Annotated in this window: 22 protein-coding genes and 1 pseudogene; 11 read left to right on the forward strand and 12 right to left on the reverse strand. The window is 64.3% G+C overall.

Annotation, left to right across the window (positions count from 1 at the left end; all coding sequences use genetic code 11):
- Window positions 1-121: 121 nt before the first annotated feature.
- Window positions 122-1,069: a LacI family DNA-binding transcriptional regulator gene (locus tag ACFXOO_RS15425; protein WP_378853862.1), complete on the forward strand. Its 948-nt coding sequence runs from the start codon at window positions 122-124 to the stop codon at window positions 1,067-1,069.
- 72 nt (window positions 1,070-1,141) lie between these two features.
- On the opposite strand, the gene ACFXOO_RS15430 is transcribed toward ACFXOO_RS15425, so the two are convergent.
- Complete coding sequence (locus tag ACFXOO_RS15430; RefSeq protein WP_378853860.1) at window positions 1,142-2,149, reverse strand: LacI family DNA-binding transcriptional regulator; 1,008 nt, start codon at window positions 2,147-2,149, stop codon at window positions 1,142-1,144.
- A gap of 210 nt (window positions 2,150-2,359) precedes the next feature.
- Here ACFXOO_RS15430 and ACFXOO_RS15435 point away from each other — a divergent pair, with 210 nt between their 5' ends.
- The 5 genes from ACFXOO_RS15435 (at window position 2,360) to ACFXOO_RS15455 (ending at window position 9,218) form a co-directional block, all read left to right on the forward strand.
- Complete coding sequence (locus ACFXOO_RS15435) at window positions 2,360-3,682, forward strand: ABC transporter substrate-binding protein (protein ID WP_378853858.1); 1,323 nt, start codon at window positions 2,360-2,362, stop codon at window positions 3,680-3,682.
- 61 nt (window positions 3,683-3,743) lie between these two features.
- Window positions 3,744-4,628: a carbohydrate ABC transporter permease gene (locus ACFXOO_RS15440; RefSeq protein ID WP_378853856.1), complete on the forward strand. Its 885-nt coding sequence runs from the start codon at window positions 3,744-3,746 to the stop codon at window positions 4,626-4,628.
- Between the two features lie 2 nt (window positions 4,629-4,630).
- Complete coding sequence (locus ACFXOO_RS15445; RefSeq protein ID WP_378853854.1) at window positions 4,631-5,539, forward strand: carbohydrate ABC transporter permease; 909 nt, start codon at window positions 4,631-4,633, stop codon at window positions 5,537-5,539.
- Window positions 5,539-8,157 (forward strand): family 78 glycoside hydrolase catalytic domain, encoded by a 2,619-nt coding sequence (locus ACFXOO_RS15450; protein WP_394564036.1) that lies wholly within the window; start codon window positions 5,539-5,541, stop codon window positions 8,155-8,157. The genes ACFXOO_RS15445 and ACFXOO_RS15450 overlap by 1 nt, the downstream gene beginning before the upstream one ends.
- 23 nt (window positions 8,158-8,180) lie before the next feature.
- Window positions 8,181-9,218, forward strand: a complete 1,038-nt coding sequence (locus tag ACFXOO_RS15455; RefSeq protein WP_394564037.1) for a family 43 glycosylhydrolase — start codon at window positions 8,181-8,183, stop codon at window positions 9,216-9,218.
- Between the two features lie 507 nt (window positions 9,219-9,725).
- Here ACFXOO_RS15455 and ACFXOO_RS15460 read toward each other — a convergent pair.
- The 6 genes and pseudogenes from ACFXOO_RS15460 to ACFXOO_RS15485 form a co-directional block, all read right to left on the reverse strand.
- Complete coding sequence (locus ACFXOO_RS15460) at window positions 9,726-10,517, reverse strand: SGNH/GDSL hydrolase family protein (RefSeq protein WP_394564039.1); 792 nt, start codon at window positions 10,515-10,517, stop codon at window positions 9,726-9,728.
- 146 nt (window positions 10,518-10,663) lie between these two features.
- Window positions 10,664-11,695 carry an alpha/beta hydrolase gene (locus ACFXOO_RS15465; protein ID WP_394564040.1) on the reverse strand — a complete coding sequence of 344 codons (1,032 nt, stop codon included), beginning with the start codon at window positions 11,693-11,695 and terminating at the stop codon, window positions 10,664-10,666.
- A gap of 41 nt (window positions 11,696-11,736) precedes the next feature.
- On the reverse strand, window positions 11,737-12,558 hold the full coding sequence (locus tag ACFXOO_RS15470) for an alpha/beta fold hydrolase (protein ID WP_378853844.1): 822 nt from the start codon (window positions 12,556-12,558) through the stop codon (window positions 11,737-11,739).
- A gap of 43 nt (window positions 12,559-12,601) precedes the next feature.
- On the reverse strand, window positions 12,602-13,510 hold the full coding sequence (locus ACFXOO_RS15475; RefSeq protein WP_394564041.1) for an alpha/beta fold hydrolase: 909 nt from the start codon (window positions 13,508-13,510) through the stop codon (window positions 12,602-12,604).
- A gap of 97 nt (window positions 13,511-13,607) precedes the next feature.
- Window positions 13,608-14,534 (reverse strand): annotated as a pseudogene (locus ACFXOO_RS15480) (GlxA family transcriptional regulator); the annotation flags it as partial.
- 45 nt (window positions 14,535-14,579) lie between these two features.
- Window positions 14,580-15,008 carry a hypothetical protein gene (locus ACFXOO_RS15485; protein ID WP_394564043.1) on the reverse strand — a complete coding sequence of 143 codons (429 nt, stop codon included), beginning with the start codon at window positions 15,006-15,008 and terminating at the stop codon, window positions 14,580-14,582.
- Window positions 15,009-15,075: 67 nt separating this feature from the next.
- Between ACFXOO_RS15485 and ACFXOO_RS15490 the strand changes: the two genes are divergently transcribed.
- Window positions 15,076-15,699, forward strand: a complete 624-nt coding sequence (locus ACFXOO_RS15490) for a TetR/AcrR family transcriptional regulator (RefSeq protein WP_394564044.1) — start codon at window positions 15,076-15,078, stop codon at window positions 15,697-15,699.
- 226 nt (window positions 15,700-15,925) lie between these two features.
- Complete coding sequence (ruvA, locus tag ACFXOO_RS15495) at window positions 15,926-16,525, forward strand: Holliday junction branch migration protein RuvA (RefSeq protein WP_394564045.1); 600 nt, start codon at window positions 15,926-15,928, stop codon at window positions 16,523-16,525.
- 127 nt (window positions 16,526-16,652) lie between these two features.
- Here ruvA and ACFXOO_RS15500 read toward each other — a convergent pair whose 3' ends face one another.
- Window positions 16,653-16,880, reverse strand: a complete 228-nt coding sequence (locus ACFXOO_RS15500) for a hypothetical protein (protein ID WP_394564046.1) — start codon at window positions 16,878-16,880, stop codon at window positions 16,653-16,655.
- Window positions 16,877-17,059, reverse strand: coding sequence for a hypothetical protein (locus ACFXOO_RS15505; protein ID WP_378843709.1), 183 nt, complete (start codon window positions 17,057-17,059; stop codon window positions 16,877-16,879). The genes ACFXOO_RS15500 and ACFXOO_RS15505 overlap by 4 nt, the downstream gene beginning before the upstream one ends.
- A gap of 214 nt (window positions 17,060-17,273) precedes the next feature.
- Between ACFXOO_RS15505 and ACFXOO_RS15510 the strand changes: the two genes are divergently transcribed.
- Together ACFXOO_RS15510 and ACFXOO_RS15515 are read left to right on the forward strand one after the other, a co-directional pair.
- Complete coding sequence (locus tag ACFXOO_RS15510) at window positions 17,274-18,455, forward strand: sensor histidine kinase (RefSeq protein ID WP_394564047.1); 1,182 nt, start codon at window positions 17,274-17,276, stop codon at window positions 18,453-18,455.
- Window positions 18,452-19,117, forward strand: a complete 666-nt coding sequence (locus ACFXOO_RS15515) for a response regulator (RefSeq protein WP_378843705.1) — start codon at window positions 18,452-18,454, stop codon at window positions 19,115-19,117. The genes ACFXOO_RS15510 and ACFXOO_RS15515 overlap by 4 nt, the downstream gene beginning before the upstream one ends.
- An 89-nt stretch (window positions 19,118-19,206) precedes the next feature.
- Here ACFXOO_RS15515 and ACFXOO_RS15520 read toward each other — a convergent pair whose 3' ends face one another.
- From ACFXOO_RS15520 to ACFXOO_RS15530, 3 genes are all read right to left on the reverse strand, one after another.
- Window positions 19,207-19,710, reverse strand: coding sequence for a DUF1269 domain-containing protein (locus ACFXOO_RS15520; protein ID WP_394564048.1), 504 nt, complete (start codon window positions 19,708-19,710; stop codon window positions 19,207-19,209).
- A gap of 216 nt (window positions 19,711-19,926) precedes the next feature.
- Entirely contained in the window at window positions 19,927-22,128 is a 2,202-nt protein-coding gene (locus ACFXOO_RS15525) for an MMPL family transporter (protein ID WP_394564049.1), read from the reverse strand.
- 107 nt (window positions 22,129-22,235) lie between these two features.
- Complete coding sequence (locus tag ACFXOO_RS15530) at window positions 22,236-22,880, reverse strand: TetR/AcrR family transcriptional regulator (RefSeq protein ID WP_394564050.1); 645 nt, start codon at window positions 22,878-22,880, stop codon at window positions 22,236-22,238.
- Between the two features lie 152 nt (window positions 22,881-23,032).
- Here ACFXOO_RS15530 and ACFXOO_RS15535 point away from each other — a divergent pair, with 152 nt between their 5' ends.
- Entirely contained in the window at window positions 23,033-24,361 is a 1,329-nt protein-coding gene (locus tag ACFXOO_RS15535) for an MFS transporter (protein ID WP_378843697.1), read from the forward strand.

The following is a 24,361-nucleotide window of genomic DNA, read 5'->3' on the forward strand; positions in this document are numbered from 1 at the left end:
CGATGAGAAGCTCTCGCATTGTCACGTGACAATGGCAGTAGACCACATCCTGTTATCACGTGTCAATAGGGGGTTGACACGCGATAATCGCGTAGGATCTCAATTGAGGGGGAGGCCGCCGATGGTGTCGACGACGAGTGCAGATGTGGCGCGTCACGCGGGCCTGTCGCGCGCGACGGTGAGTCAGGTCCTGAACGGTCACTCCCACCGGTTTGCCCCCGACACTGCTGAGCGGGTGCTCCGCGCTGCCAAAGAGCTCGGCTACGAGCCGTCCGCGGCCGGCCGGATGCTGCGACAAGGCTCGAGCGACTTCATCATCGCGCTGATACCGAACACCACCTTCGGCGGGAACCTGCAGGACATCTACGACACCGTGACAGATCTGCTCGCCGAGAAGGGTCTCACCCTCGTACTGCGCCTATCAGCGCAGTCGGCGATATCGCTCGACCGCATCCTCGCCAGCATGCGACCCCGTGCCGTGCTGTCACTCCAGCCCTTCACCGATGCGGAGCGAGCGGTCCTCTCGGAGCGCGATGTACCAGGGTTCGACACCTCTTCAGGGGAGGACCTGAACTACGCGATCGGGCGCATGCAAGCCGAGCACCTTATCGACCGCGGGTACCGGCGCCTTGCATTCGCACACCTGCGCGACAACCGTCAGGATCCGTTCGGCACGGATCGCGAGAACGCCGTCCGTGAAGTGTGCGCAGCTTCAGGCCTGCCCGCACCCACCGTCCTCGGCCTCGCCATCGATCCGACGGACGCCGCGGTCGCCATGGACGCGCTCGAACCGGGCTACGGCATCGCTTGCTACAACGACGACATCGCCATCACCCTGCTCAGCGCGGCCGCCCGCCGCGGGTGGCGCGTGCCCGCAGACATCGGTCTCATCGGGATGGACAACACCCCGCTCTCGAGAGTCACCGAGCCGCGACTCACGACAATCGGAATCGACTTGTCTGCCGTCGCACAGAACAACGTCGCGGCCGCACTTTCGGCACTAGGCAGGGAAGATGCGCCGCCGTTCACCGACATGGACCTTCGATTGATCCCTGGCGGATCAGCTTAGGTCGGTGCTCTGGTGCTCCCTTGCTCAGGGGTTTGGGGGGAGGTGGTGAGGCGCGAGTCGGCACCACGCGACTCAATCACGCTGCCAGACAGCGCCGAGCGTCGAGCTACGTGGAATGAGGCGCGGCTCGAGGGTTACCGTCCGAGTTGAGGCGCCGGGGTTGCCCATTTGTTCGAGGAGGAGGTCGGCTGCTGTGCTGCCCATCTCCTCGCCGGGCTGGCTGACGGTCGATATCGGGATGGAGCTCTCCGATGCGAAGTGATTGTTGTCGTACCCCGTGACTGCAACATCGAACGGCACGGCGAAACCCGGCGATGAGTTCAGGATCTGGATGATGCCGATAGCAAGGAGGTCCGAGGCGGCGACGATGCCGTCATAAGTTCCGGCGGGTTGCTTCAAGATTTGTTGTGCGAGTTCGCGACCATGCCGGATGTTGAGCCCGCGTGTTTCGATGACGTCGAGCGAGGCGTCAGGAAACTGTGACGAGGCCCGCTCGGCGCCCTCGAGCCTCGCGGCCACGGCGCCCAAGAAGAGCGGGCCGCCTGCGAACAGCAGCCGACGTCTACCGAGTGCGAGCAGATGTCCCGCTGCCGCGGCGCCCCCGTGCTTCTCATCTACCACCACACCTGAGTACGAGTGCACGGGAGACTCATAATTCACCAGCACCGTCGGTGTGGAACGGCTCGGAAGCTGCTCAGACCGCATCAACGGCGTGTCCAGCGGTGCGAAGATAATGCCGGCCATCCGGGACCGATCAAGGAGCTCGAGGTTGTGAATCTCGCGAGTCGGCTCGACGTCGGAATTGACGATCAGCACGTCCATCCCGTGCCGTCTCATCACCTTCTCGGCTCCGCGAGCGATATCGACGAAGAACGAATTACCAAGATCTGCAAGGACCAGGCCGACGGACGTGCTGCTTCCCGCGGCGAGTGAGCGCGCCGCGTCATTGCGGACGAATCCGAGCTCGGCAATCGATGCGAGAACGCGCCGCCGTGTCGCCTCTCTCACCCGATCTGGATTGTTCAGGGTGTTCGATACCGTCCCGATGGCCACTCCGGCGTGTGCCGCGACATCGGCCATGCTCGGCTGCGGACGCGGTGCAATCATCCGATTAGTCACTCCCGCCCTCCCCAAGCTCTGCCGCACCGAGACACGTCACTGTATCGGACGAGGCGACATCGTTATTGAAGCGATTCATTTAAGTCGACTACACAGATTGACACACCCGACTCTATCTGGCACCTTGTCTCTGAAGCGCTTCAAAAGAGGCGTCGCATTCAAGGAGGAATAGTGACCACAGCATCGAGGCGCCCGCGTCGCCTGGTCCCGGCAATCGCACTCATCGGAGTCGGCGCGCTCGCGCTGGCGGCTTGCTCGGGGGGAGGAGGCTCCTCGGAATCCGGCGGGGCTGGGGACGCCGCGTTCACCTACCTGGGGCAGACGGAGAACACGACCATCGCCGCGACTTTGGCGTCACTCGGGGATTCTGTCTGCGCCGACCCGGAGGCCGCTGCGCCGCTCACCCCGGATAATCTGCCCGGTACGACGTGGGACCAGCAGCTGCAGCTGCTGGCGAGCCAGGACGCGCTCTCGGACATTTCGATGGCCGCCGGAACCCCGTCTCTAATGAAGCAGTTCATCGACGCCGGACAGGTGGTCAACCTCTCCGAGGCGCTCGACGAACTCGGAGTCGCCGACAAGATCCTTCCCGCTGCCGACTCCACGATCAAGGCGCTCTACGGCGACGGGTCGCTGTACTCGCTTCCCACCGAGTTCAATATCGAGGGCTTCTGGTACAACAAGCAGCTGCTCGCTGACAACGGGATCGACGTGCCCGAGACGTGGGACGACCTCGTCGCCGCCGCCGCGACCCTGAAGTCCGCCGGCATCCAGCCTTTCTCCGCCGCGGGCAAAGATGGGTGGCCGGTGACCCGGCTGGTCGGCGACTACATCGTGCGCGATCTCGGTCCCGACGCCCTTCAGAAGGTCGCCGACGGGGACGCCAAGCTCACCGATCCCGAGTACGTCGCCGCGGCGGACGCCGTCGCCGAGCTGGGCGCCAACGGCTACTTCGGTGATGCCGTGGGATCGATCGACTACAACGCCGCGATGAATGTCTTCCTCACGGGGAAGTCCGCGTTCTTCTATATGGGCAGCTGGGCGCTGGCGAACTTCAACGACCCTGAGGCCAACCAGATCGGGGCTGACAACGTTGGTTTCGCTCAGTTCCCCGCCGTCGAGGGTGGCTCCGGAAGCATCGATCAGATCCCCGCGAACGTCGGCATCCCCGTGATGCTGTCGCAGAAGGGGTTCGACGACGACAGCAAGGCGTGGCTGAAGTGCATCGCCGAGAATTACGGCGACACGGTCCTGGCCGACTCAGGCGTGGTGTCGGGTTTCGCGGTGTCGAATCCCCCCGCCGACCTCCCCGAGACGACCAAGACGGTCCAGGATGTCATCGCCAACGCGCCGTCGAGCGTCTTGTGGTTCGAGGCCCTCTTCACCTCGAAGGGCACCAGCGTCAGCCAGACCAACGGGGGAGCCCTCGCCAGCGGCGCCGTCAGCGGCGCGGACTTCATGAAGCTCGTCCAGGCCGCCAACGACGAAGGTTGATCCGTCGTTCCGGGGCGGGTGCGCGATCGCCCGCCCCGGAACATCCACCGAAAGAGCTGCCATGCAGAAAGTCCTCGGGGACAAGCGCGCCATTCTGGTGCTGCTGGGTCCTGCCCTGCTCATCTACACCGCGATCATGCTGGTCCCGATCATCTGGTCGATGTACTACACCGTTCAAGACGGAAACCCCATCATCGGGTTCACTTTCAGCGGACTCGACAACTTCGCAAAGTTCTTCCAGGACCCCGCCGCATGGGATGCCGTCTTCTTCACCCTGCGGTACGCCCTTGTGCTCACGCTCCTGCAGGTGGTTGTCGGCTACGGTCTCTCGCTGCTGTACGTCTTCTGGCTGAGACGCGCGTCCGGCCTCATCCGAACCGTGATCTTCTTCCCGGTGGTGCTGCCGACCGTCGCCGTCGCGCTGCTGTTCCAGAAGCTGTTCGAGGCCGCGCCCACCGTGGGGCCTGTCAACTCGCTGCTGAACGTCATCGGCCTCTCATCTGTGGACTGGTTCGGCAACCCGACGGCTTCGTTCGGGGTCATCATCCTCATGGACATTTGGCGGTCCATGGGCTTCTACGCGGTGCTTCTGTATGCGGGCCTCGTCGACATCCCCGAGGAGCTCATCGAGTCGGCACGGATCGACGGCGCAGCCGGGTGGAAGTTGATCCGCAGCATCATCGTTCCCTTGTCGCTTCCCGTTCTACTCTCGGCCGTCATCTTCAGTATCAACGGCACGCTCAAAGTCTTCGACACCGTCGTCGCGCTGACCGCAGGCGGGCCCGGCAGCGCCACCACGCCGTTGACGCTCTACATGTTCCGAACGTCGTTCGCCTACGGCGATTACGGCTACGGCAGCACGATTGCCCTGATGCTCACCATCCTGTGTCTGCTGTTCACCGTCTTCATCTTCCGGTCCACCCGGCGCGACCTCACGAAGGACTGATCATGAGTGCCACCACCACCATCGTCACCGGCATGGATCAGCCCGGTGCTCTCGGGAGGCCGCTGCCTCGGCGCCGCGGCATCCGCGACTTTCTGGTTCGCCTTCCGCTCCGCGCCTTCATCGCAGTGTTGTTGTTCGTCGTGATCTATCCGATGATCTGGATGTTCATCGGGTCGTTCAAAACTCAGAGCGAGTTCTTGAACGAACCGTTCTGGAGCCTGCCTGCGTCCTGGTCCCTCGACAACTACGTCTCCGTCTTCACCACCGGCAACTTCGGGCAGTACATTCTCAACAGCTCCATCGTCGTCTTCCCCTCCTTGGCCGTCATCCTGCTCCTCGGCGTCGCCGCGGGGTTCGCGCTCGAGGTCATGGTGTGGAAGGGCAAGGCGACCGTCTTGCTGCTGTTCCTGGCCGGCATCATGGTGCCCACCCAGATGATCCTGCTGCCGCTGTTCACCATCTACTTTCGGCTGCACCTGACCGGAACGCTGTGGCCGCTGATCCTCACGTACATCGCGACGGGGATGCCGCTCACCGTTTTCATGATGGCGACGTTCTTCCGCGCGATCCCCCGCGAGATCTTCGAAGCCGCGACCATCGACGGCGCGAACATCTTTCGGATGTTCTGGTCGCTCGGAGTGCCGCTGGTGCGCAACGCGCTCTTCACGGTCGGCCTCGTCCAGTTCTTCTTCCTCTGGAACGACTTGCTGGTCGCGTTGACCTTCACAACGAGCAGTGATCTGCGCACCATTCAAGTGGGACTCTTGAACTTCACAGGCCAGTACGGAGCCGTCCAGTACGGCCCGACTTTCGCTGCCATCGCCGTGAGCGTCTTCGGCACCCTGATCATCTACCTGTTTCTCAACCAGCAGGTCATGAAGGGCCTCACCGCTGGGTCGGTGAAAGGCTGATGGCGGCGGTGATCACTGACCTCTGGCTCGAGAATCGACGCGGAGGCAGCACGATCGGCATCGGTGAAGCGGCCCCCCGCGTCTCCTTCGTCGTGAATGAGCCGGCACCAACCTTCGAGCTGGAGTTCACCCTCGACGGTAGACCCCTCCAGCGCGCCGTCGCGACGACCGCGACGCGCCTCGCGTGGCCGTTCACTCCGCTCGTGAGCCGTGAAGGCGGGATACTGCGGCTCAGAGCTTCGGGCGGAGCATGGACCGATGCGCGCCGCATCGAGCGGGGGATAGGGGATGACTGGGGCGTGGATTTCGTGTCCCCCTCCACAGCTGCCGCGCGAGACGCTCCGCGGCCCGCATTTCTTCTCCGGACGACGTTCGACCTGGTCGCGGCCGGGATCGACGTCGACGAGGTGTCCCATGCCCGCGTGTATTCGACGGCCCACGGACTCTACGAGCTCGAGTTCAACGGGCAAAGGGTCGGCGATGACCATCTGGCTCCTGGCTGGACCAGCTACCTCCACCGTCTGCGTTACCAGACCCACGATCTCACCCCGGCCCTCACAGACGGCGAGAATGTCCTCGGCGCATGGATCGCGGACGGCTGGTATCGCGGCCACATCGGGTTCGACGGGGGCGTCTGGGACGCGTACGGCCCCGACGTCGCCCTGCTCGCCCAGGTGGAGATCACCACGCGCGATGGCAGACACCACCTGATGCAGCTGACCTGGGCCTGGACGACGTCGCCCATCACTTCTGTGGGTCTCTACGAAGGGGAGTCCTACGACGCCCGGCGGGTGCCGGCGGGGTGGTCCGAAACGGGCTTCGACTCGTCGGGCTGGAAGGGCGCGGTCATCCTCCCGAGGGCGGACTACGGTGCGCGCATCGAACCGCCGACCGCTGAGCCCGTCCGGCAGACCGAGGTGCTGCAGCCTGCGTCCGTCGAGCGTCGGAGCAACGGCCGGATCCGTCTGGATTTCGGGCAGAACATTTCGGGTGTCATCCGCATCCGAGTGAACGCGGAGGCGGGTCACGTGATTCGGCTGCACCATGCCGAAGTCATCGAGAACGGCGAGCTGGGTACGCGCCCGCTCCGAGCGGCGACGTCGGTGGACACATACGTCGCCGCGGGAGCCGGTCCTGAGGTGTACGAACCCCGGTTCACGATCCACGGGTTCCAGTACGTCGAATTGGAGAACTGGGTAGGCGACCTGCGGGACGGCGACGTCCAGGCCGTCGTCATCCACACCGGCATGCAGCGAACCGGTTGGTTCGACTCCTCGCATCCCGGGCTGAATCAGTTGCACTCGAACGTCGTGTGGAGCATGCGGGACAACTTCGTCGACATCCCGACCGACTGTCCGCAACGCGACGAGCGCATGGGATGGACCGGGGACATCCAGGTGTTCACCCCGACCGCACTCCGCCTCTTCGCTGCGCACGGAACCCTCACCGGCTGGCTGAGGGACCTCGCTTTCGAGCAAGCCGATCAGGGCCACGTTCCGAACTTCGTGCCGTGGGTGGAGTGCGGCTTCCCGAACTTCCCCACCGCCGCGTGGGGTGACGCGGCGGTAATCGTGCCGTGGGAGATGTACATGAATGACGGCGACACCCAGGTTCTCGCCGACCAGTATCCGAGCATGTGCGCCTGGGTTGACCTGGTCGAGGAACTCACGGGCGGCACGGGTCTCTGGAATACCAGCTTCCAGCTCGGCGATTGGCTGGATCCCACCGCCCCGCCGGACGACGCGGGCAGATCCCATACCGACAAACACCTCGTCGCCACCGCCTACCACGTCAAGACGGCAAGGATCGTCGCGCAGACGGCCGAGATGCTCGACCAAAGCGACGACGCCGTCCGGTATCGCGAGGTAGCGGCTCGCGCAACGGCCGCTTTTCAAGCCGAGTTCATCAGCGAGTCCGGACGCGTCGTCAGCGATACGGCGACCTCCATCGCCGTAGCGATCGTGTTCGACCTCTTCAAGAATGAGCAGCAGGCGGCCAGGGCAGGGGAACGGCTGCTGCAGCTCGTCGGCGAGAGCGGATTCCACATCTCGACGGGGTTCGTCGGCACCCCGATCATCTGTGATGCGCTCCTGCGCGCGGGGAGCATGGACTACGCGTACCACCTGCTGCTGCAGGAGGAACTGCCGTCCTGGCTGTATCCGGTCGGCATGGGTGCCACGACCATCTGGGAACGCTGGGACAGCATGCTGCCTGATGGGTCGATCAACCCCGGAGACATGACCTCCTTCAATCACTATGCGCTGGGCGCGGTGGTCGATTTCCTCCATCGATCGGTCGCGGGCCTCTCTCCTGATGCCCCGGGCTGGAGCCGCATCCGTTTTCAGCCGCGTCCGGGAGGCGGGCTGGATCACGCCCGCGCCGCCTACGACACCATCCACGGCAGGGCGGGGATCGCCTGGGAGAGGCGCGGCGACGAGCTCACCATCCGCGTCGAGGTTCCCGCGGGTGTTCCCGCTGTCGTCGTGCTTCCGGCCACAGGTGAAGAGGTCGAGGTCGGAGCCGGTGTACACGTGATCCACACTGCTTTCCGCGCCTCAGCCGAGGACCCGGACGCCCCCTTCTTCGGATGGCGTCGAGAGGCTCCGGTCGGCGCATGATCCCTGGAGAAGAAGTGAATAATATGCACACGCTCATCCGTCCCGGCGAGGTATGGCTGGACACGAAGGGAGAGCGCATCCACGCCCACGGCGGCTCCGTCATCGTGGTAGACGACGTCTACTACTGGTACGGCGAGAACAAAGAACACTCAACTCCGGGCAGCGGCATCTGGCACTGGGGCGTGAGGTGCTACTCCTCCACGGATCTCGTCAACTGGGAGGATCGCGGGCTCATCATCCCTCCAGACGAACGCGACGCAAGCTCACCCCTTCACCCGGCGCAGGGACTTGACCGCCCCCACATCATCTACAACGCGGCCACGGCGAAGTTCGTCTGCTGGGTGAAAGTGATGACGAAAGGCTCCGTGCAGCGCTCGACCGTACTCACGGCGGACAACGTCCTCGGTCCGTACAAGATCGAACGCACGTGGCTACGCCCCCTCGACATGAGCGCCGGCGACTTCGACCTCGTCGTAGATCCACACGACGGCAAGGCCTACTACTACTTCGAACGAGTGCATTCGGAGATGATCTGCGCCGATCTGTCGACTGACTACACCGACGTCACCGGCTACTACTCCACTCATTTTCCCCGACCTCAGCCTCCGTTCGTCCGGGAAGCCCCCGCGTTCTTCGAGCGAGACGGTGGGAAGTATTTGCTGACGTCCGGTACGACTGGCTACTACCCCAACCCGTCGGAGGCGGCCGTCTCGCGCTCGTACCACGGGCCGTTCGAGATCCTCGGTGACCTGCATCCCTCCGACGGATCGCGAACGTCGTTCCATTCGCAGATCTCGTCGGTCTTTCGTCACCCCGGCAAGAAGGATCTCTACATTGCAATCGCTGACCGGTGGCTTCCGCGCTATCTGGAATACGGCGCCCAAGCGCATGACGCGTTCGTCGAACACTTCGCACCTGGCAAGGACAGCGACGAGCCGATGGCGGAGTTCGCGTACGTCGACAGTTCGATCGCCGATTACGTCTGGCTTCCCATCCGTTTCGACGGCGACCGCCCATACATCGAGTGGCGCGACGAATGGAGCATCGACGAGTTTGACTGACGCCCGCTTCACCGCGCTCGCCCGTCACACCATCGATCACCACTTCGAGGAGGCTGCAGCGCACCGGGCTGGGACTGCCCTACTCGTCGCCCGCACCACATCCGTGACTCTCGTCTGACTAGCGCGAAACGGGCATCACTGGAGCCGGTCGTTGTGGGCTCGCTTGTTCAGCGCGCAGTGGGAGGCGCGCGACGAACGTCACTCCAGGACCTCGACGTCAGGGTTCACCGCTCGCGCGAGCCTTCTAGAGCGGGAACAGAGGGGGAAGAATCTGATGAAATCGACCTCAGAAACGAGTCGGGTCTGAGAAGCTGCGTCGCTACTTTCACGCGGTCCTGAGGCCCCCTAACACCCTTGTGATGCATTCCGGCAAGGGTTCCAATCCCACCGTCACCGCCGCATAAAGACGTGATCAGCGGCTCTTTCGAGCGTCGGTTTTCGGCTTTTCGGGGACAGATCGGGAACATCTTCTTTCCCGATTTCTTCCCGTAACTCGAAGAGCGGTCGTCACTCGAGCCGCTGCACGAGCATGTCGGCGACGGCCGCCATCCCTGCGCTATCCGGGTGGTAGGGCGCCCCCCCGCGGAGCGATAGGTGAAAGCGGCGCGTCCAAGCCACGTTCGACCATGCGTGATGTTCTCGCGAGAGCTCGCCCACGTTCAGGAAAACACCGCCCTCGGCCGCGGCGACCGACGCGAACGTCTCTGTCAAGCGCAGAGCCACGTCACCTCCCCACCGGGTCAGGTCACCCCGGGGTGACGCTCGCAGCACGTTCAGCCGGTGATCGCTATTCGCCTGTGGCGGGAGGATGGTGAGATAGTCGACCAGCACTATTTCCGCCTCGGGTGCACGCGAATGGAGTTCTCTCAGGATGCTCGCGAGGTTTGCCGAGAGGGCTCGGAATCTTTCATCCGTCTTCGCCGGGTCGGTGAACTCGGCCACCCGTCTCCGGATGCCGGGGAGCGCTCGCAGCGGCCAGGGCAGGCTCGAGAACGTCAGCGCCGGCAGGTAGCCGACGTCGTTACCTCCGGCTGTGATTGTCACCAGTCGTGTGTCAGAGGTCACCGCGTGGAGTTGAGCCGCGCGGCCTTTTGTCCCGTGAAGAATGTCGTCGGTGGTCGCGCCTGAGAACGTGACATCGCGCAACGTCAGGCCCAGCCGCGAAGCGACGAGATGCGCGTAGTTGTTGGCGGAGCGCCCAGATGCGCGGGGCGCCCCAGCGGCCCGGGGTTTCAGGCCCGGCCCCGCTGCAAACGAGCTTCCCATCGCGACGTACGCGCTACCGCGAGCGATGGCCATCTCAGCGGCCTCCGAAAACCAGCAGAGCGTAAGCGATGGAGGCCGTCACTGTTGCGACTGCGACCCATCCGATCGCCATCGAGGCGCGTCGCGTATGTTGACGACGTTGTCTTGGGTGGTCCGGGGTAACCGTCATGATCAGTCCTTCAAGAGTTCCCTGTGGTGGCGCTGGTCAGAAAATCGAGGGTGGCGTCGAGGGCTGTGTGAGCCTGGGGAAGTGAAAAGTCGAATTGGTATTCGTGGCCGAGGCCGTCTCCGGTCCCGTCCCAGAACAGCGTTGTCACTGCGACCTCTTTCTGGACGAGCGCGGATGCGAGCTCGGCGGCTTGGCTGCGGAAGGGGTCCGCGTCGCCCACGCTGAGAAATGTCGGCGGGTAGTCGGTCGTCGCGGTGCTCGTGGTCGACAGGTTTTCTATCCCGGGAGCGGTGGTCCATTCACGGTGGCCGGTGTAAGCCCAGAGGTAGGTGCGCAACGCCGGGAATCCCGTGTCGGCGACCGTCTGCATGTTGTAGAGGCCGCAGAAGAGCACGACCCCGCGGAGCGGTCCGGCCATCCCTGTAGCCGTCGAATGGAGTGCCGGCGTCGTCTGGAGCGAGGCCGCCACCTGCCTATTCGTCTCCAGCGCAGCCACCTCGCTGGCGATCTGTGCGCCCGCCGAGTCGCCTCCGAGAACGATCTTGTCGGGGTCGCCGCCATACTCCGTGGCGTGCTTTGCCAGGAAGCCCAGCGCTGCGTCCGCCTGCAGGACGGGCACCGGATGCTGCGATCCGGGCGCCAGGGAGTAATCGAGGTTGGCTACGACGTAACCGTGACTCGCCAGGATCGAGGTGTAGTCGGCCACGGTATCGGCAGAGCTGGAAATGAATCCACCACCGTGGATCCAAAGCACAACCGGCAGGAGGGCCTCCCCGGTCTCCGTCGGCCGCGAGATCGTGATGCTTGCCGGCGGTGCGTTGGTGGCAGTGATAGCGATTGGTTCAGTGGAAGAGACGGCCGCTTCGACTGCGCTGAAATCGTCTGGGGGTGTCACCTCGGGCTTCGCTTCGAACACCGCCTTGACGATCGCGGCTCCCGGCTCCACCGACAGCTCGTATGTGAGGAACGCGACGATCAGTCCGACAAGCACAGAAGTAGCTATGAACCGGGCCCGGCGAACCCACGCAGTTCGGCGCATCATCTGCTCCTCAGGTTGTGGGTTCGCCGGGTCGCGGGGGCCGATTACCTCTTGATGAACTCGAGGATGTCCTGGTCCAGTTCCTTCTGGTAGTCGCCGTAGATGCCGTGTGGGCGCCCCGGGTAGACCTTCAGGGTGCCGTTTTTGAGTAGCCGGATCGCCTTTTCCGCTGCTGCGGCGATCGGGACGATCTGGTCGTCATCGCCGTGAGCGATCAAGACCGGTGCGTCGATCGCCTTGAGGTCTTCCGTGAAGTCGGTCTCGGAGAACGCTGCGATGCAGTCGTAGGCTGCCGCGATGCTCACCTCCATGCCCTGGCGCCAGAAGTCGTCAATGAGGCCTTGGGACACTTCCGCGCCCTCTCGATTACCTCCGAAGAAGGGGACGGCGAGGTCCTTGTAGTACTGCGAACGGTCAGAGACCACGCCCTCGCGGATCGCGTCGAACACCTCGATGGGGGCCCCTTCGGGGTTGGCCGAGGTTTTCAGCATCAGCGGCGGAACCGCACCGGCCGTGATCACTTTGGCTACCCGGTCTTTGCCGTACTGCGCTGCATACCGGATGACCTCACCGCCGCCGGTCGAGTGGCCGATCAAGATGAGGTCTTTGAGGTCGAGGGCCTCGACCAGGTCCTTGAGGTCGGCGGCATAGTGGTCCATATCGTTCCCGGTGTAGGTCTTGCTCGAGCGGCCGTGGCCGCGACGGTCATGGGCGATGGCCCGGTAGCCCGCGTCGGCGAAGAGTTTGAGCTCGAGCGCCCAGGCATCGGAGTTGAGCGGCCAGCCGTGGCTCAAGATGATGGGCTGCCCCTCTCCCTGTTCGATGTAATAGATGTCGACGCCGTCGGTGGTTGTGATGTAAGGCATGGTTCTTGCGCTTCTTCCTGATGGGGATGACGGGGGTGAGTGGCTACTCGCCGAGAAAGGCGAGGGTGTGGCGGGCGGCTTCGTCGGCGTGCTGAAAGATCGAACCGTGCGAGGCGTCCGGGTATATGTGGAGGGTGGCGTTCGGCAGCAGCCCTGCCAGCGTGTAGCTCGCTCTGGTGGGGATCATGATGTCGTCGTCGCCCTGCAGGATGAGGGCGGGCTGCTGCATTTCAGCGAGCCGGGCGACGGCGTCCCAGTCACGAATGCCCCACCTGAGCACCGCCTCGTACTGTGCGTTCTTCGCTTCCAGCGACGGCTGCTCATCGCGTCCGTCGGCCCAGCCGTAGATTCGCCCGAGTGACTCCTGGCCCGCCGCCTGACTTGTGTCGGTATGGGCGTAGAAGACGTACAGCACGCCTGCGGGGCCGGTCTCATCAACAACCACGGCATCCTCGACGTCCTTGCTCCAGCGCTCCATGCCCGGCGCTCCTTTAGGGCCGGTGCCGGCCAAGATGACGCGGCGCACGAGTTCAGGCTGCGAGAGCGCGATGTCCTGCGCGACGAAGCCACCGAGGGAGAAGCCGAAGAGGTCGACTTCGGCCAGACCGAGGGCGAGAATGAAGGCAATAGCATCGTCAGCCATCTGCTCCACCGTGTTCGGAGTCGTTCCCGATGTCGAGCCGACGCCGGTGTTGTCGAAAAGGATCACATCGCGCTGCTCGGCGATCTGATCGACGAGCTTCGGGTCCCAGTTGTCGATGTTGCCGCGGAAGTGCTGAAGGAACACCAGCGGGATGCCCGTTCCGGTGCCGAAGCGGCGGTAGGCGTAAGTCACGCCATTCGCCGCCTCCAGATACGCGATCGGAGTCCCGACCATTCCCGTCGTGGATGCCATTTTGGTGCCTTTCGTGAGGATTGCGGAGGTGTCGTGCCCTAGCGGCGACAGGTTCAAGAGTGCTCGTCGACCACCTCTTGCCGAACCGCTGAGACACAGATTCGGACGAGCTCGCGGCGCGGGCGGGGTCCGTGGAAAGGAAGCGTCGCTGATACCGGCCCGGAGACATTCCGAGTCTGTGCACGAACACTCTTCGCAAGGATTCGGAGGAGCCAAAGCCTGCGAGTTCGGCGGCCATGGTGACGGAGTGGCCCGCATCGAGGTGAGCTTTGGCGAGCTCGAAACGGATCAGTTCCACATACCGGCCGGGGGTCGTCTCGAGGTTCTCGTGGAAAAGCCGCGTCAGATGCCGAGGGCTCACCAGCGCGATCCTTGCGAGAGATTCGAGTGAGTACTCCGCAGTGGGATCGGCCTTCACCTGATCTATGACGGCTCGGAGCGCCGGAGTTCTTGGGCTCGGGCCGTCCAGAGCCACCGAGAATTGAGACTGCCCCCCGGCCCGCTGCATGTAGACCACCAGCGATCGGGCGACTGTACGGGCCAGGTTCGAGCCGTGGTCTTCTTCGAGCAGTGATAGCGCGAGATCGATGCCGGCCGTCACGCCGGCCGATGAGTAAATTTCGCGGTCTCTGACGAATATCAGGTCAGGTTCGACGGTTGACTTGGGGTAGCGGCGGGCCAATTCGCCCGCGTGCTTCCAGTGAGTGGTGGATCGCCGACCGTCGAGCAGGCCGGCCGCGCCGAGTACGAAGGCCCCCGTGCAGATCGAGGCCACGCGCCCGGCCCGCTGGGCAAGATGCTCTGCTGCTGACGCAAGTTCGGCCGGCACTGGCTTCGAGGGGAAAGGCTCGCCCCCTGCGATCAGAACCGTGTCCCAGCGGGAGTCGCTGAACGCGGACTCATCCGCGGAAATCCGCACTCCGATAGAAGTCTGTACGCCGCCACCGTCTGCAGTGAGCATGGAGATGCGGTAATCGGTTCCTGAGAGGTTCGCTTCCGCGAACACCTCCGACGGCCCGGCGATGTCGAGCATCTTGGCGCCCTCGAAAACGAGAAAGCCGATCGTGTGGGTCTCAGACACAAGACATTCTTTTCGTCGGCCGAGGTCATCGAGGAGAGCCGGATGTCAGCTACCGGCCTGGAGTCGGCCGATCTCCGTGCGGGCGGCAGTGACGATCTCGTCGTTGGTGTGAGCGTGCCCCCATAGGCCCCACCCGCCAGGGACCGCCTCCGTGAGCAGAACCCAGGTGCGGTCCGACAATCCCGGGTCGCCCGCGGCTGCCGCGACGATCGCGGTGAGCCGCGAAACGGCCGCAATCTGCTTGTCGCGATCCAGAGCGCCCGCGTTCGTCAGCACCTGCACCCGCACATAGTTCGTGTCGCCATCGACATTGGACAGATCACCCTCGGCAAGTTCGTGGATGAACGCGGCGGTGTTCTTGTGGAACATCGGGATGTCAGGGACTTCTTCGATTTCCTTGACGGCCGTAGCGATGTCGATTGCGAGCTGATGCGTGTCTGCGAACGTGCCGGCGGTGGCGTAGACGTCGATCATGGGCATGAGGTTCTCCTTCGGTTCTGCTCAGCCTGAACTATGTAGGTCGTCATAGTCAAGATAAATTATGATCAACTTCATACCGCGCTGGTGCAGCGGCAACAGGAGCGATGAAGGTGGCCTCGTGGCGAAAAATACGCGTCAGCACATGATTGATGGCACCGTCCACCTCCTCGCCCGTGGCGGCATGCAGCAGACGTCATTCGCGACTGTCCTCGAACACACCGGCGCTCCTCGTGGGTCGATTTACCACCACTTTCCCGAAGGAAAGGATCAGATGGTGTCGGAGGCCGTCGCCGCCACGGGGGCTCGTTCCATCGCGATGATTCACGCGTGGCGCGGTGAGACGGCTGAGGTGATCGCTCAGCGATTTCTTGCCGCATGGAGACTCCTCCTCACCGCCACGAACTTCAGCGCAGGGTGCGCAGTCCTCGCCGTCACCACATCCACCGAGTCCGACGACGTGCGGAGCGACACCGCACGGGTCTTCCGTACCTGGAGCGAGGAACTAGCGGCTCTGCTCATCGAAGGGGGGCTGCCCGAAGAACACGCCCCCGGGATGGCCGCACTCCTGATTGCGGCTTCCGAGGGAGCGGTGGTGATGAGCCGGGCAGAACAGCGGATCGAGACCTTTGATCTCGTTGCGGCTCAAGTGCTCGCTCGTCTCGCCTCGCTGTCGGAACGAACGTGATGATCAGTCCAAGCGGGGATCGCCTCCGCCGGTCGTATTGAGATGGTTCAGCATCGGCCGGCGGTCACGCTACGTATTGGGCCCATCCCGCAGGTGCGCGCCATGTCAGATCGAGGAAGGTCGCATAAGCTGATGCCCTGCCCGATTCGGTTTGGGGCGGTCGGGCGTTCTGCGCGAAGATCCGAGGCTTGAAACCTCCAGTCATCATTTGACTTGGAGCTTCGCCATGATCTCTGCTCTTGCCGGTACCGTCCTGGTTGTCGACCGCGACCGCGCCGTCATCGATGTCGGCGGGATCGGCCTCGAGGTCTTTCTCGTGGAGTCCCATGCGTCGACCCTGGTCGTCGGTGAGCGCGCGTTGCTCCACACCGTGTTCACGAAACGGGCCGACGGTATGCACTTATCGGGATTCGCCAGCCGGGACGAGCTGGACCTGTTCGAGATGCTCACCGCCACTCCGGGAGTCGGCGCGAAGACGGCACGCGCCGCGTTGGCGACTCTGGGACACGACGGACTCGTCGATGCGATTCGACGTGGGAACGAGCCGACGCTGCGGAAGGTACCGGGAGTCGGAGCGCGCGCAGCATCGATGATCCTCGTGACGATGCGCCCGAAGCTCGGTGCCCTGAACGCGTCCGAGGACGAGGATGTCGATCATGCGACCGTGAGCTCTCGACAGGGGGAGGCGGTCGTCGCGCTCCAGTCGCTCGGCTGGAACAAGCGCGACGCCGACCGAGCCGTGAGCGAGGCGGTTGCCACGTCAGCGCCCGACGGCACCGTGCAGTCGCTGATCCGAGCTGCAATGACGACCCTCTCGCGGCGCTGATCGCGGGTCGGTGACACGCGTGTCGCGTCGACGGTCCGCGTCAGCGGGGCTGCGCATCGGCGACCTTGGCTATGCCGAACTCCTCGAACCGCACGCCCACTCCTCTACGCGCCCACGTCGGGACTGGTCAGGACGAAACAGACGCTGCCTCCGCCGGCCTCAGCAGCGCAAGGCGAGCGGCGCGGCCGTGCCGCCGCCGCTCCGCGGCCTCCTGTGAGAGCCGCACGATGTAAGAGACGATGACGACGGCCACCATCCCGGCGCCGCCGACGAGAAGGACGCCCGCTTCGGCAATGCCGAATATGACGGCCAGCGCGCGGTCACCGGCATGCTCGGTGACGGTCGCGACGCTCACGAGGTCACCGCCGCGCTCGTCGAGGCCGCCGGAGCGAGGGCAAGACTGCTCATGTACGTCGTCGCCCGCGTGCCGACCTGGACGAGCGTGCCCGCAACGAAGGCGAGCAGGCTGTAGGCCGGGTCACCGACCGTCAGGGTATTCGGTGATGTGGTCTGTACGGGGAGATGCTCAGTCATGTCGATTCCTTCATGGTGGGTGGTTCTGGGTTGCTCCCAGCCTCGCGTTCCGACCTCTCGGCGACGTCATGCGCAGGGATGAACCGATGTCATCCGTACGGCGTAGAGCCGGGATGGTCAGTCGGGACGTGAACCGCTACTACTGCGGCTGCAGTAGCCGCCCCGATGCGTCCGGACGACGAGTTCAGGGCGGTGATGCCCGATGATGAGCACCATGAGTTCCGAGACAGCCCCCGCCGACGTAGCGTGGCCGAAGCCGTCCTGGTTCCTCCGCGGTCCGCTTCTGTCGAGCGGGGTCATGATCGCGGCGAGCGCGGCTCTCGTCACCGAGCTCAGCGTGATGCTGATCGCTGGTGAAGAATCACTCGGCTACCTCGGTCTCGGGCTGTCCGCGTTCGGACTCCTGGTCATCTTTCGTGCCCGTTGGGTGGGTTTGGCCCTTACGACAGCCGGAGGAGTCGCCAGCGCGCTCTTCGCTGCGGAGTACGTCGGCATCTGGACCGTGACGGTCTTTTCCATCTTCTTGTTCGCCAAGCAGGGTCGGCACGTCCTCCCCGCAACGGCGGCGGCAGCATCGACTCTCTATCTCGCCCTGGTCTACCGCGAAGGCGGACAGTTCACAGCGCCGACAGCTCTGGTGGCGGCGACCTTCGTCGTCGCGGCGGCCGCCGCGGGCAGCGTCGTCCGGCTGCAGACGGAGTCATGGAACGCAGCGCGTCAGCGCGCGACGGATCTCGCCGCAGCTCAGGCCGTCGAACTGCGGCAGGCGGTGACCGACGAACGTCTGCGGATCGCGCGAGATCTGCACGACGTCGTCGGACACGAACTGGCCGTCGTGAACATCAACGTCGGGGTAGCCGAGGTCAGCCTCCCCGCCGAGGCTGACGCCGCTCGCCGGGCTCTGCGGTCAGCTCGCGAGGGGCTGCAACGCACGTTGAAGGAGACTCAGCAGATCCTTGATCTTCTCCGTGAGAGTGGCGCGGAGCCCGATCAGCGGTCTGAACTTCCTCTGATCGAAAACGTTCCGTCCCTGGTCGGGCGCATGATCGCCGCTGGCGCCCTGATCGAGGCGCATATCGATACGGTGCTTCCCGGGCTGGATCCGGATGTGTCCGCCGCGGCGTACCGGATCGTGCAGGAGGCACTGACCAACGCGGGCAAATACAGCACCGGACCAGTTCGTATGGGCATCAGCTCCACGGACGAGCGCCTGCTCATCGACGTGAAGAATGAGACGTCGGTGATCTCGACGGGTACCGACGTCAGCCGGATCGGGTACGGCATCGTCGGCATGCGGGAGAGAACACAATCTGCGGGTGGCACGATCAACATCACGCACTCCGGCGAGACGTTCAGGGTCCACGTCGAATTGCCGACCATAAGGAGCACAACATGATCCGGGTACTGATCGTCGACGATCAGGAGATGATCCGGACAGGGCTTCGGACCATCATCTCCACAAGTCCGCAGATCGAGGTCGTCGCCGACGTCGGCGACGCGTTCGCCGCGATCGACCTCCTGAAGACGACCTCGGTGGACGTCATCCTGATGGACATCCGGATGCCGGGAATCGACGGTGTCGAGGCCACTGCCCGGATCCGTCGTACCCACACCGCCGACCAGATCAGGATCATCATCCTCACCACGTTCGAGCACGACGAGAACGTATACGCCGCTCTCAGCGCCGGCGCGAACGGATTCCTCGGCAAAGGCGTGGGACCGACGGAGCTCATCGCCGCAATCACCGACGTGATGACGGGGGGCGGAGCACTGTCCGCCAGCGCCGCCGCCGCCGCGATCGCACGAGTCGCCGAATCCCCCGCGCAACGTATCGACGAGTCGATCGCTCGACGATTCGAGGCACTCACGCCCCGTGAACGCGACGTGGTGGTCGCCGTCACGCGAGGGCTGTCGAACGATGAGATCGCCGCGGAGATGTTCGTCTCACCCTTCACCGTCAAAACGCACGCGAACCGCGCCATGGCGAAGGTCGCCGCACGCGACCGCGCGCAGCTGGTCGCTTTCGCGTACCGGGCCGGCCTGGCCGCCGAAAGCTGAGCCTTTCCGGACAAGGGACTGGGTCGAAGACGAAGAAGACCTGGCCGGTTCGGCCAGGTCTTCTTCGTTGGGGGAGTCAACCCGCCCCACTAGATGGCGGTCTCGTCCACGACCATCGGCTCGGGAGCGGTGGCGAACAGTGCGGCGACGTCCGCGCCGACGGGCTCGGTCACGATCTGTCGAGCGCCGAGCGTCGCGAGCAGCGCCTGCGCCGCGGCAGTGCTCTCGGTCGCGATCTCAAAGATGACCGCGGATTCGTTCTGCGAGAGTGACTCTCCCAGCGTCTTCAACTGCGCATCCTTGAAGCCCATGTCGCGGAGTTTGCTGGCGAGCACACCGATTCCGCCGCCGGCCAGAACCCCGAGGGGGCCGCCGATGAGGCCGATCGCGCCACCCAGCAGCGCACCGCGGCCGGGGCCCCAGTCCTTGGATTCGACGAAGTGCGGTGTGCCGTCGGCCTTCACGTGAAGAACAGCAGTGTTGGCGATTCGTCCGGGGTAGGCGCCGAGCACGGCCGATGCGGCTCGGGTGCTGCCATCGGAGGTGTCGAACGAGGCGGCGAGGATCTGGCGGGTGGTGGTCGAAGTGTTCATGGGGTGTCCCTTCCTACGAGCCGAGTGACCTTCACCGGCTGCTTGTATCAATCTTGATTCGAGTGCTCGATACGCTCGTCGTCTCGTCGGATCGACCGTTATCGTCCATCCGCAGTAGTGCGGCGGCGGGCCTGCCCACGCGGTCGCGTGGATGTTCGTTGACGGAAGGCGGGGCCGCTGCCGTGTGGGCAGCGGCCCCGCTCGAGGACGGGCAGCTCAACCGACGAGGGCTGGCTGCTTCTCCTCTTCTCGTGCTGTGGCTTCGAGGGAGTGACCCTCGACGTCAACGTCCGGGAGGATCTTGTCGAGCCATTTCGGCAGGTACCAGGCGGACTTTCCCAGCAATGACAACAGTGCGGGCATCAGCACGAGCCGCACGATGAATGCATCCGCGGCGACTCCGACCATCAGGCCGAAGGCGATCGAGGCTCCGATCGCGAATGTGCTGGTCGCGAATCCGGCGAACACCACGATCATGATGGTGGCGGCCGCGACCAGGACGGGGCCGGAGCGCGCGAACCCTTCACGGATCGCGCCCTTCGGATCCATGCCCTTGCGGTGCATCTCCTGTATCCGCGAGACGAGGAACACCTGGTAGTCCATCGCGAGGCCGAACAGCACGCCGACCAGGAGGAGTGGGAGCAGAGACAGCATCGGGTCGCCCTGTGGGGCGGCGATGAGCGGGTCAAGCCATCCCCATTGGAAGACGGCCACGCTGGCGCCGAAGGAGGCGCCGACGGAGAGAAGGAACCCGATCGTTGCCACGAGCGGGATGAGGAGCGATCGGAACAGCACGATCATCAGAACGATCGAGATCACGACGATCACGATGATGTACTTGATCAGCGCCTGCATCAGCTGGGCATCCTGATCGATACCGATCGCCGTCTCGCCCGTGACCTCCAGGTGGACGCCGGCCGTGGCGTCGGCATCGTCTCGGATGCTGTGCACGATGTCCTTCGTCGACTGGTCGATCGGGCCGCCTTCGGGGATCACGATGATGCGGGCGAAGGTGCCGTCCGCGCTGATCTCTGCGGGGGTGATCTGCTGCACGCCGTCGAGGGCAGCGAGGTCCCCTTCGATGGTCGCGGTCTGAGCGGCGATGTCATCGCCTTCTGCGAGCACGATCAGCGGGCTCTGCACACCACCGAATTCGTCGAGCACGAGGTTGTAGGCGGCGCGTTCCGTAGAGGAGGGGTCCGCACCTCCGGGGACGTTGAACGCCGTCTTCATGCTGAGCATCGGCAGGGCCGCGATCACGAGGATCAGAACGCCGGCGAGCAGCGAGATGATCGGGCGGTTCACGACGAAGCTGCCCCATCCACGCATGACGCCGCGCCTCTGCTTTTCGCCTTCGGACCACAGTTCACCGCGTTGAAAAGCTGTACGGTGCTTTTTCGACAGCGCGTGAATGCCGAGGAACCTCATGAGGGCGGGTAGCAGCGTGAGGGCGAGAAGCACGGCGATGAGTACACCGAATGCGGCGGCCATCCCCATCTCTGTGATGAAGCTGAGGTTCGCGACAAGAAGGGCGACCAGCGCGACGATCACGGTGAGTCCGGCGAACACAACGGCTGTCCCGGCGGTACCGGTCGCCCGGGCGATCGCATCGTCCACACTTTTGCCGCTGCGGAGCTCATTGCGGAAGCGGGACAGGATGAACAGGCTGTAGTCGATGCCGACGGCGAGGCCGAGCATGGAAGCCAGGATGATGCTGTTGTCGCTGATCGGGACGATGGAGCCGAAGGCGAGGATGCCCATCAAACCGACGCCGACACCGAACGCGGCGATGAGCAGGTTGGCGCCTGCGGCCAAAAGTGAACCGAACGTGAGAGCCAAAACCACGAACGCGATGAGCACGCCCACCCCTTCACCGATGCCCGGTGCGGGAGCGCCGATGGGGACGAGGTTCCCGCCCAGCTCGACACCGAGAGCGGGTGGGGCGTTCTCCTGCAGGTCGAGGGCCGCGTCGTAATACTCCTTCTGTTGGTCGGCTGTCAGGTCGCCGTAGGAGACGGTGGAAACAGCCAGGGAACGGTCTTGGGAGATGGAGGGATGAGCGGCATCCAGCGGGTTGCTGACCGATGCCACGCCCGGAAGACTCTCGGCGTCGGCGAGAAGCGACCCGATATCTGTGGCGGTTGCCGGGTCAGCGACGTCGCCGCTGTCGGGGTGGAACACCAGCTTCAAGGCGGCACCGTCGGCGCTGGCGCCGACGGGGAACTCGTGGTTCATACGCTCGAGGGCGAGCGATGCCGGGGAGTCGGGGATCGAGGAGTCCGCCTTCTCACCAGAGCTTGAGTTGCTGCCGATGGCGAAGACACCGATGAGCGCAGCGAAGATCACCAACCAGGCGACCACCACCACCCACCGGAACCGGGCGCTGAACCGCCCGACATGGGACAGAAAAGTTGACATGAGGAATCCTTCGAGTTCGAGAAGCAAGGTCGAACTCCAGGATCTCGAGGACCTGACGTCAGCGAATCGTGCATCCAGACCGCCAGGACTACCGCGTTCGCAGTAGATCAGGGTGTCGCGAAGGCCCGTTCCAGCACCTGTCGGGCCTCCATCACGTTCTGGCCGCTGAGCTGGCGGAACGCCGCAGTGATCTCTTCGGCAAGGTCGAACGACGGCGCAACGAGCCACTGCGCCTGCAGGCCGTCCCACACCGCGACAAGCCTTCGGGCGACGGCCTCGGGTTCGAGGTCAGGATGCGCGAGGCCACGGTGCTGGCGGTGGCGGAGCATGTTGGCAAAGCCTTCAATCGCCTGCGCGTTGTGCTGAACGAAGTAGTCATGAGCGGGGTGGCCTATTTCTTGCGCGCGGGCGCTGAGATACGTGATGAGGCGCACTTTCCAGACGTGACCGGCGTCGAGGCGGGCGAGGGCGGCGACCACCTGATCCACATCACCCAGCTGTGCGTCGTCGCGGCTTCCGATGTCATCGCTCGTGGCCCGATCGGACAGCTCGAGTGCCGCGACCAGAAGATGGTCGCGCGTCGGGAAGTGGTAGAAGAGTGCGCGTTCGCTCACACCGGCGTCAGCCGCCACCTGCGAGACGGTCAGCTGGCTGTGGCCGTCGCGCTGAATGAGGCGCAGCGCGGCGCCGGCGATCTCTACTCGGCGCACAGCTGACTTCGCGTAAGGACCACGTGTTGATGGAGTGGACATGTGACGCACTTTACCCCAATGTTGCAGTTATATACAGTATTGGCGGCGGCCGACTCTGGCACCTCAGACAGGTCGCGGCTAACCTGATCATCAATTGGTGGGTCTTGCCTATTTTCGATGGATGACCCGCCATCGCCGACAAAGGAGTCTTCATGAGCACGCCCGACCAATCGCCCATCGTTCCGGCCGCTGAGACCGCCCGCGGAGTCGGTGAGCTGCTCGAAGGCTCTGAGACCGGGGCTCCGGCACTGCCCAAAGCGAAGGCCCGGTGGATCACCGCCCTTGTGGTCGGGGTGTTCGGCGCTTACATCGCGTTCGTCACCCCGATCGCGATCTCCTTGGCACTTCGCGTGGACAATCTCGCGCCCGACAACTCCGAGTACCTCGGCATCATCCTGAGTGTCGGCGCGCTCGCATCACTGCTCTTCGGGCCGCTGGCCGGACAGCTCAGCGACCGCACGAAGACGCGCATCGGTCGCCGCCGCCCCTGGATCATCGGCGGCATCGTCGTGGGCTTCATCGCGCTGGCGATCATGGGTCTCGCCCCGAACATCCTGGTGCTGGGTATCGGATGGGTGCTCGCCCAGCTGGGCTGGAGCCAGGTCCTCAACAACCTCACCACCCTGATGGCCGACAAGCTGCCGGAAAGCCAGCGCGGCAAGGTCTCCGGGCTGACCGGGGCGATGACAGGGCTCGCGCCCGTCTTCGGTGCCGTCATCGGCGGTATGGTCTCGGCCAACCCCGTCGCGTTGATGCTTGTCCCCGCGACCATCGGCGTCGTCCTGCTCATCCCGATCCTGATCGGCGCTCACGAGATCGACAGCCGCTCGCTGGCGGGTGAAGAGCCGATGACACTCCGCACCACCCTGGCCAATTTCGTCTTCAACCCGAAGCGCTACCCCGATTTCGGGTGGAACTGGCTCGGACGCGCGATCTTCTTCTTCGGCCTGACGCTCAGCACGACATACACCGCATTCTTCTACGCCGACCGTCTCGGCATCGCGGTGGACGAAACTCCCGCAGTCGTCGCGACCGTGGGTGGAATCGGCATCCTCGGCGTCGTCGTGGGCGCACTCCTCAGTGGGTTCCTGTCTGACCGTCTTCGTCGACGCAAGCCCTTCATCCTGGTGGCGGGAATCCTCTTCGCGGCGGGAAGCGTCGTGATGATCTCTGCGGGAAGCGTTGCGATCCTCGTCGTCGGCACGCTCATCACGAACCTCGCGATCGGCGTCTTCGGTGCGGTCGATCAGGCCCTCATGCTGGACACCCTGCCGGCCAAGGAGACCGACGCCGCAAGATTCGTCAACATCTTCGCCTACGCCACGACCCTGCCTCAGGCGCTCGCGCCCGCCGCCGCATCCTTGCTGCTCCTCGTGGGCGCTACGGGCGACTCGAAGAACTACGTCATCCTTTACATCGCGGCGGCCGTGCTGACCATCGTCGGCGGCATCCTGATCCTGCGGATCAAGTCGGTGCGCTGA

It is taken from the genome of Microbacterium sp. P03, assembly GCF_043556235.1.
In the GTDB taxonomy this organism is placed as follows: Bacteria; Actinomycetota; Actinomycetes; order Actinomycetales; family Microbacteriaceae; genus Microbacterium.

Bases quoted from the DNA above. Each gene is read 5' to 3' on its own strand.
- ACFXOO_RS15425 (WP_378853862.1), top strand. From the start codon at position 122: ATGGTGTCGACGACGAGTGCAGATGTGGCGCGTCACGCGGGCCTGTCG.
- ACFXOO_RS15430 (WP_378853860.1), bottom strand. From the start codon at position 2,149: ATGGCCGATGTCGCGGCACACGCCGGAGTGGCCATCGGGACGGTATCG.
- ACFXOO_RS15440 (WP_378853856.1), top strand. From the start codon at position 3,744: ATGCAGAAAGTCCTCGGGGACAAGCGCGCCATTCTGGTGCTGCTGGGT.
- ACFXOO_RS15445 (WP_378853854.1), top strand. From the start codon at position 4,631: ATGAGTGCCACCACCACCATCGTCACCGGCATGGATCAGCCCGGTGCT.
- ACFXOO_RS15450 (WP_394564036.1), top strand. From the start codon at position 5,539: ATGGCGGCGGTGATCACTGACCTCTGGCTCGAGAATCGACGCGGAGGC.
- ACFXOO_RS15455 (WP_394564037.1), top strand. From the start codon at position 8,181: ATGCACACGCTCATCCGTCCCGGCGAGGTATGGCTGGACACGAAGGGA.
- ACFXOO_RS15460 (WP_394564039.1), bottom strand. From the start codon at position 10,517: ATGGCCATCGCTCGCGGTAGCGCGTACGTCGCGATGGGAAGCTCGTTT.
- ACFXOO_RS15465 (WP_394564040.1), bottom strand. From the start codon at position 11,695: ATGATGCGCCGAACTGCGTGGGTTCGCCGGGCCCGGTTCATAGCTACT.
- ACFXOO_RS15470 (WP_378853844.1), bottom strand. From the start codon at position 12,558: ATGCCTTACATCACAACCACCGACGGCGTCGACATCTATTACATCGAA.
- ACFXOO_RS15485 (WP_394564043.1), bottom strand. From the start codon at position 15,008: ATGATCGACGTCTACGCCACCGCCGGCACGTTCGCAGACACGCATCAG.
- ACFXOO_RS15490 (WP_394564044.1), top strand. From the start codon at position 15,076: ATGATCAACTTCATACCGCGCTGGTGCAGCGGCAACAGGAGCGATGAA.
- ruvA (WP_394564045.1), top strand. From the start codon at position 15,926: ATGATCTCTGCTCTTGCCGGTACCGTCCTGGTTGTCGACCGCGACCGC.
- ACFXOO_RS15505 (WP_378843709.1), bottom strand. From the start codon at position 17,059: ATGACTGAGCATCTCCCCGTACAGACCACATCACCGAATACCCTGACG.
- ACFXOO_RS15510 (WP_394564047.1), top strand. From the start codon at position 17,274: ATGAGTTCCGAGACAGCCCCCGCCGACGTAGCGTGGCCGAAGCCGTCC.
- ACFXOO_RS15515 (WP_378843705.1), top strand. From the start codon at position 18,452: ATGATCCGGGTACTGATCGTCGACGATCAGGAGATGATCCGGACAGGG.
- ACFXOO_RS15520 (WP_394564048.1), bottom strand. From the start codon at position 19,710: ATGAACACTTCGACCACCACCCGCCAGATCCTCGCCGCCTCGTTCGAC.
- ACFXOO_RS15525 (WP_394564049.1), bottom strand. From the start codon at position 22,128: ATGTCAACTTTTCTGTCCCATGTCGGGCGGTTCAGCGCCCGGTTCCGG.
- ACFXOO_RS15530 (WP_394564050.1), bottom strand. From the start codon at position 22,880: ATGTCCACTCCATCAACACGTGGTCCTTACGCGAAGTCAGCTGTGCGC.
- ACFXOO_RS15535 (WP_378843697.1), top strand. From the start codon at position 23,033: ATGAGCACGCCCGACCAATCGCCCATCGTTCCGGCCGCTGAGACCGCC.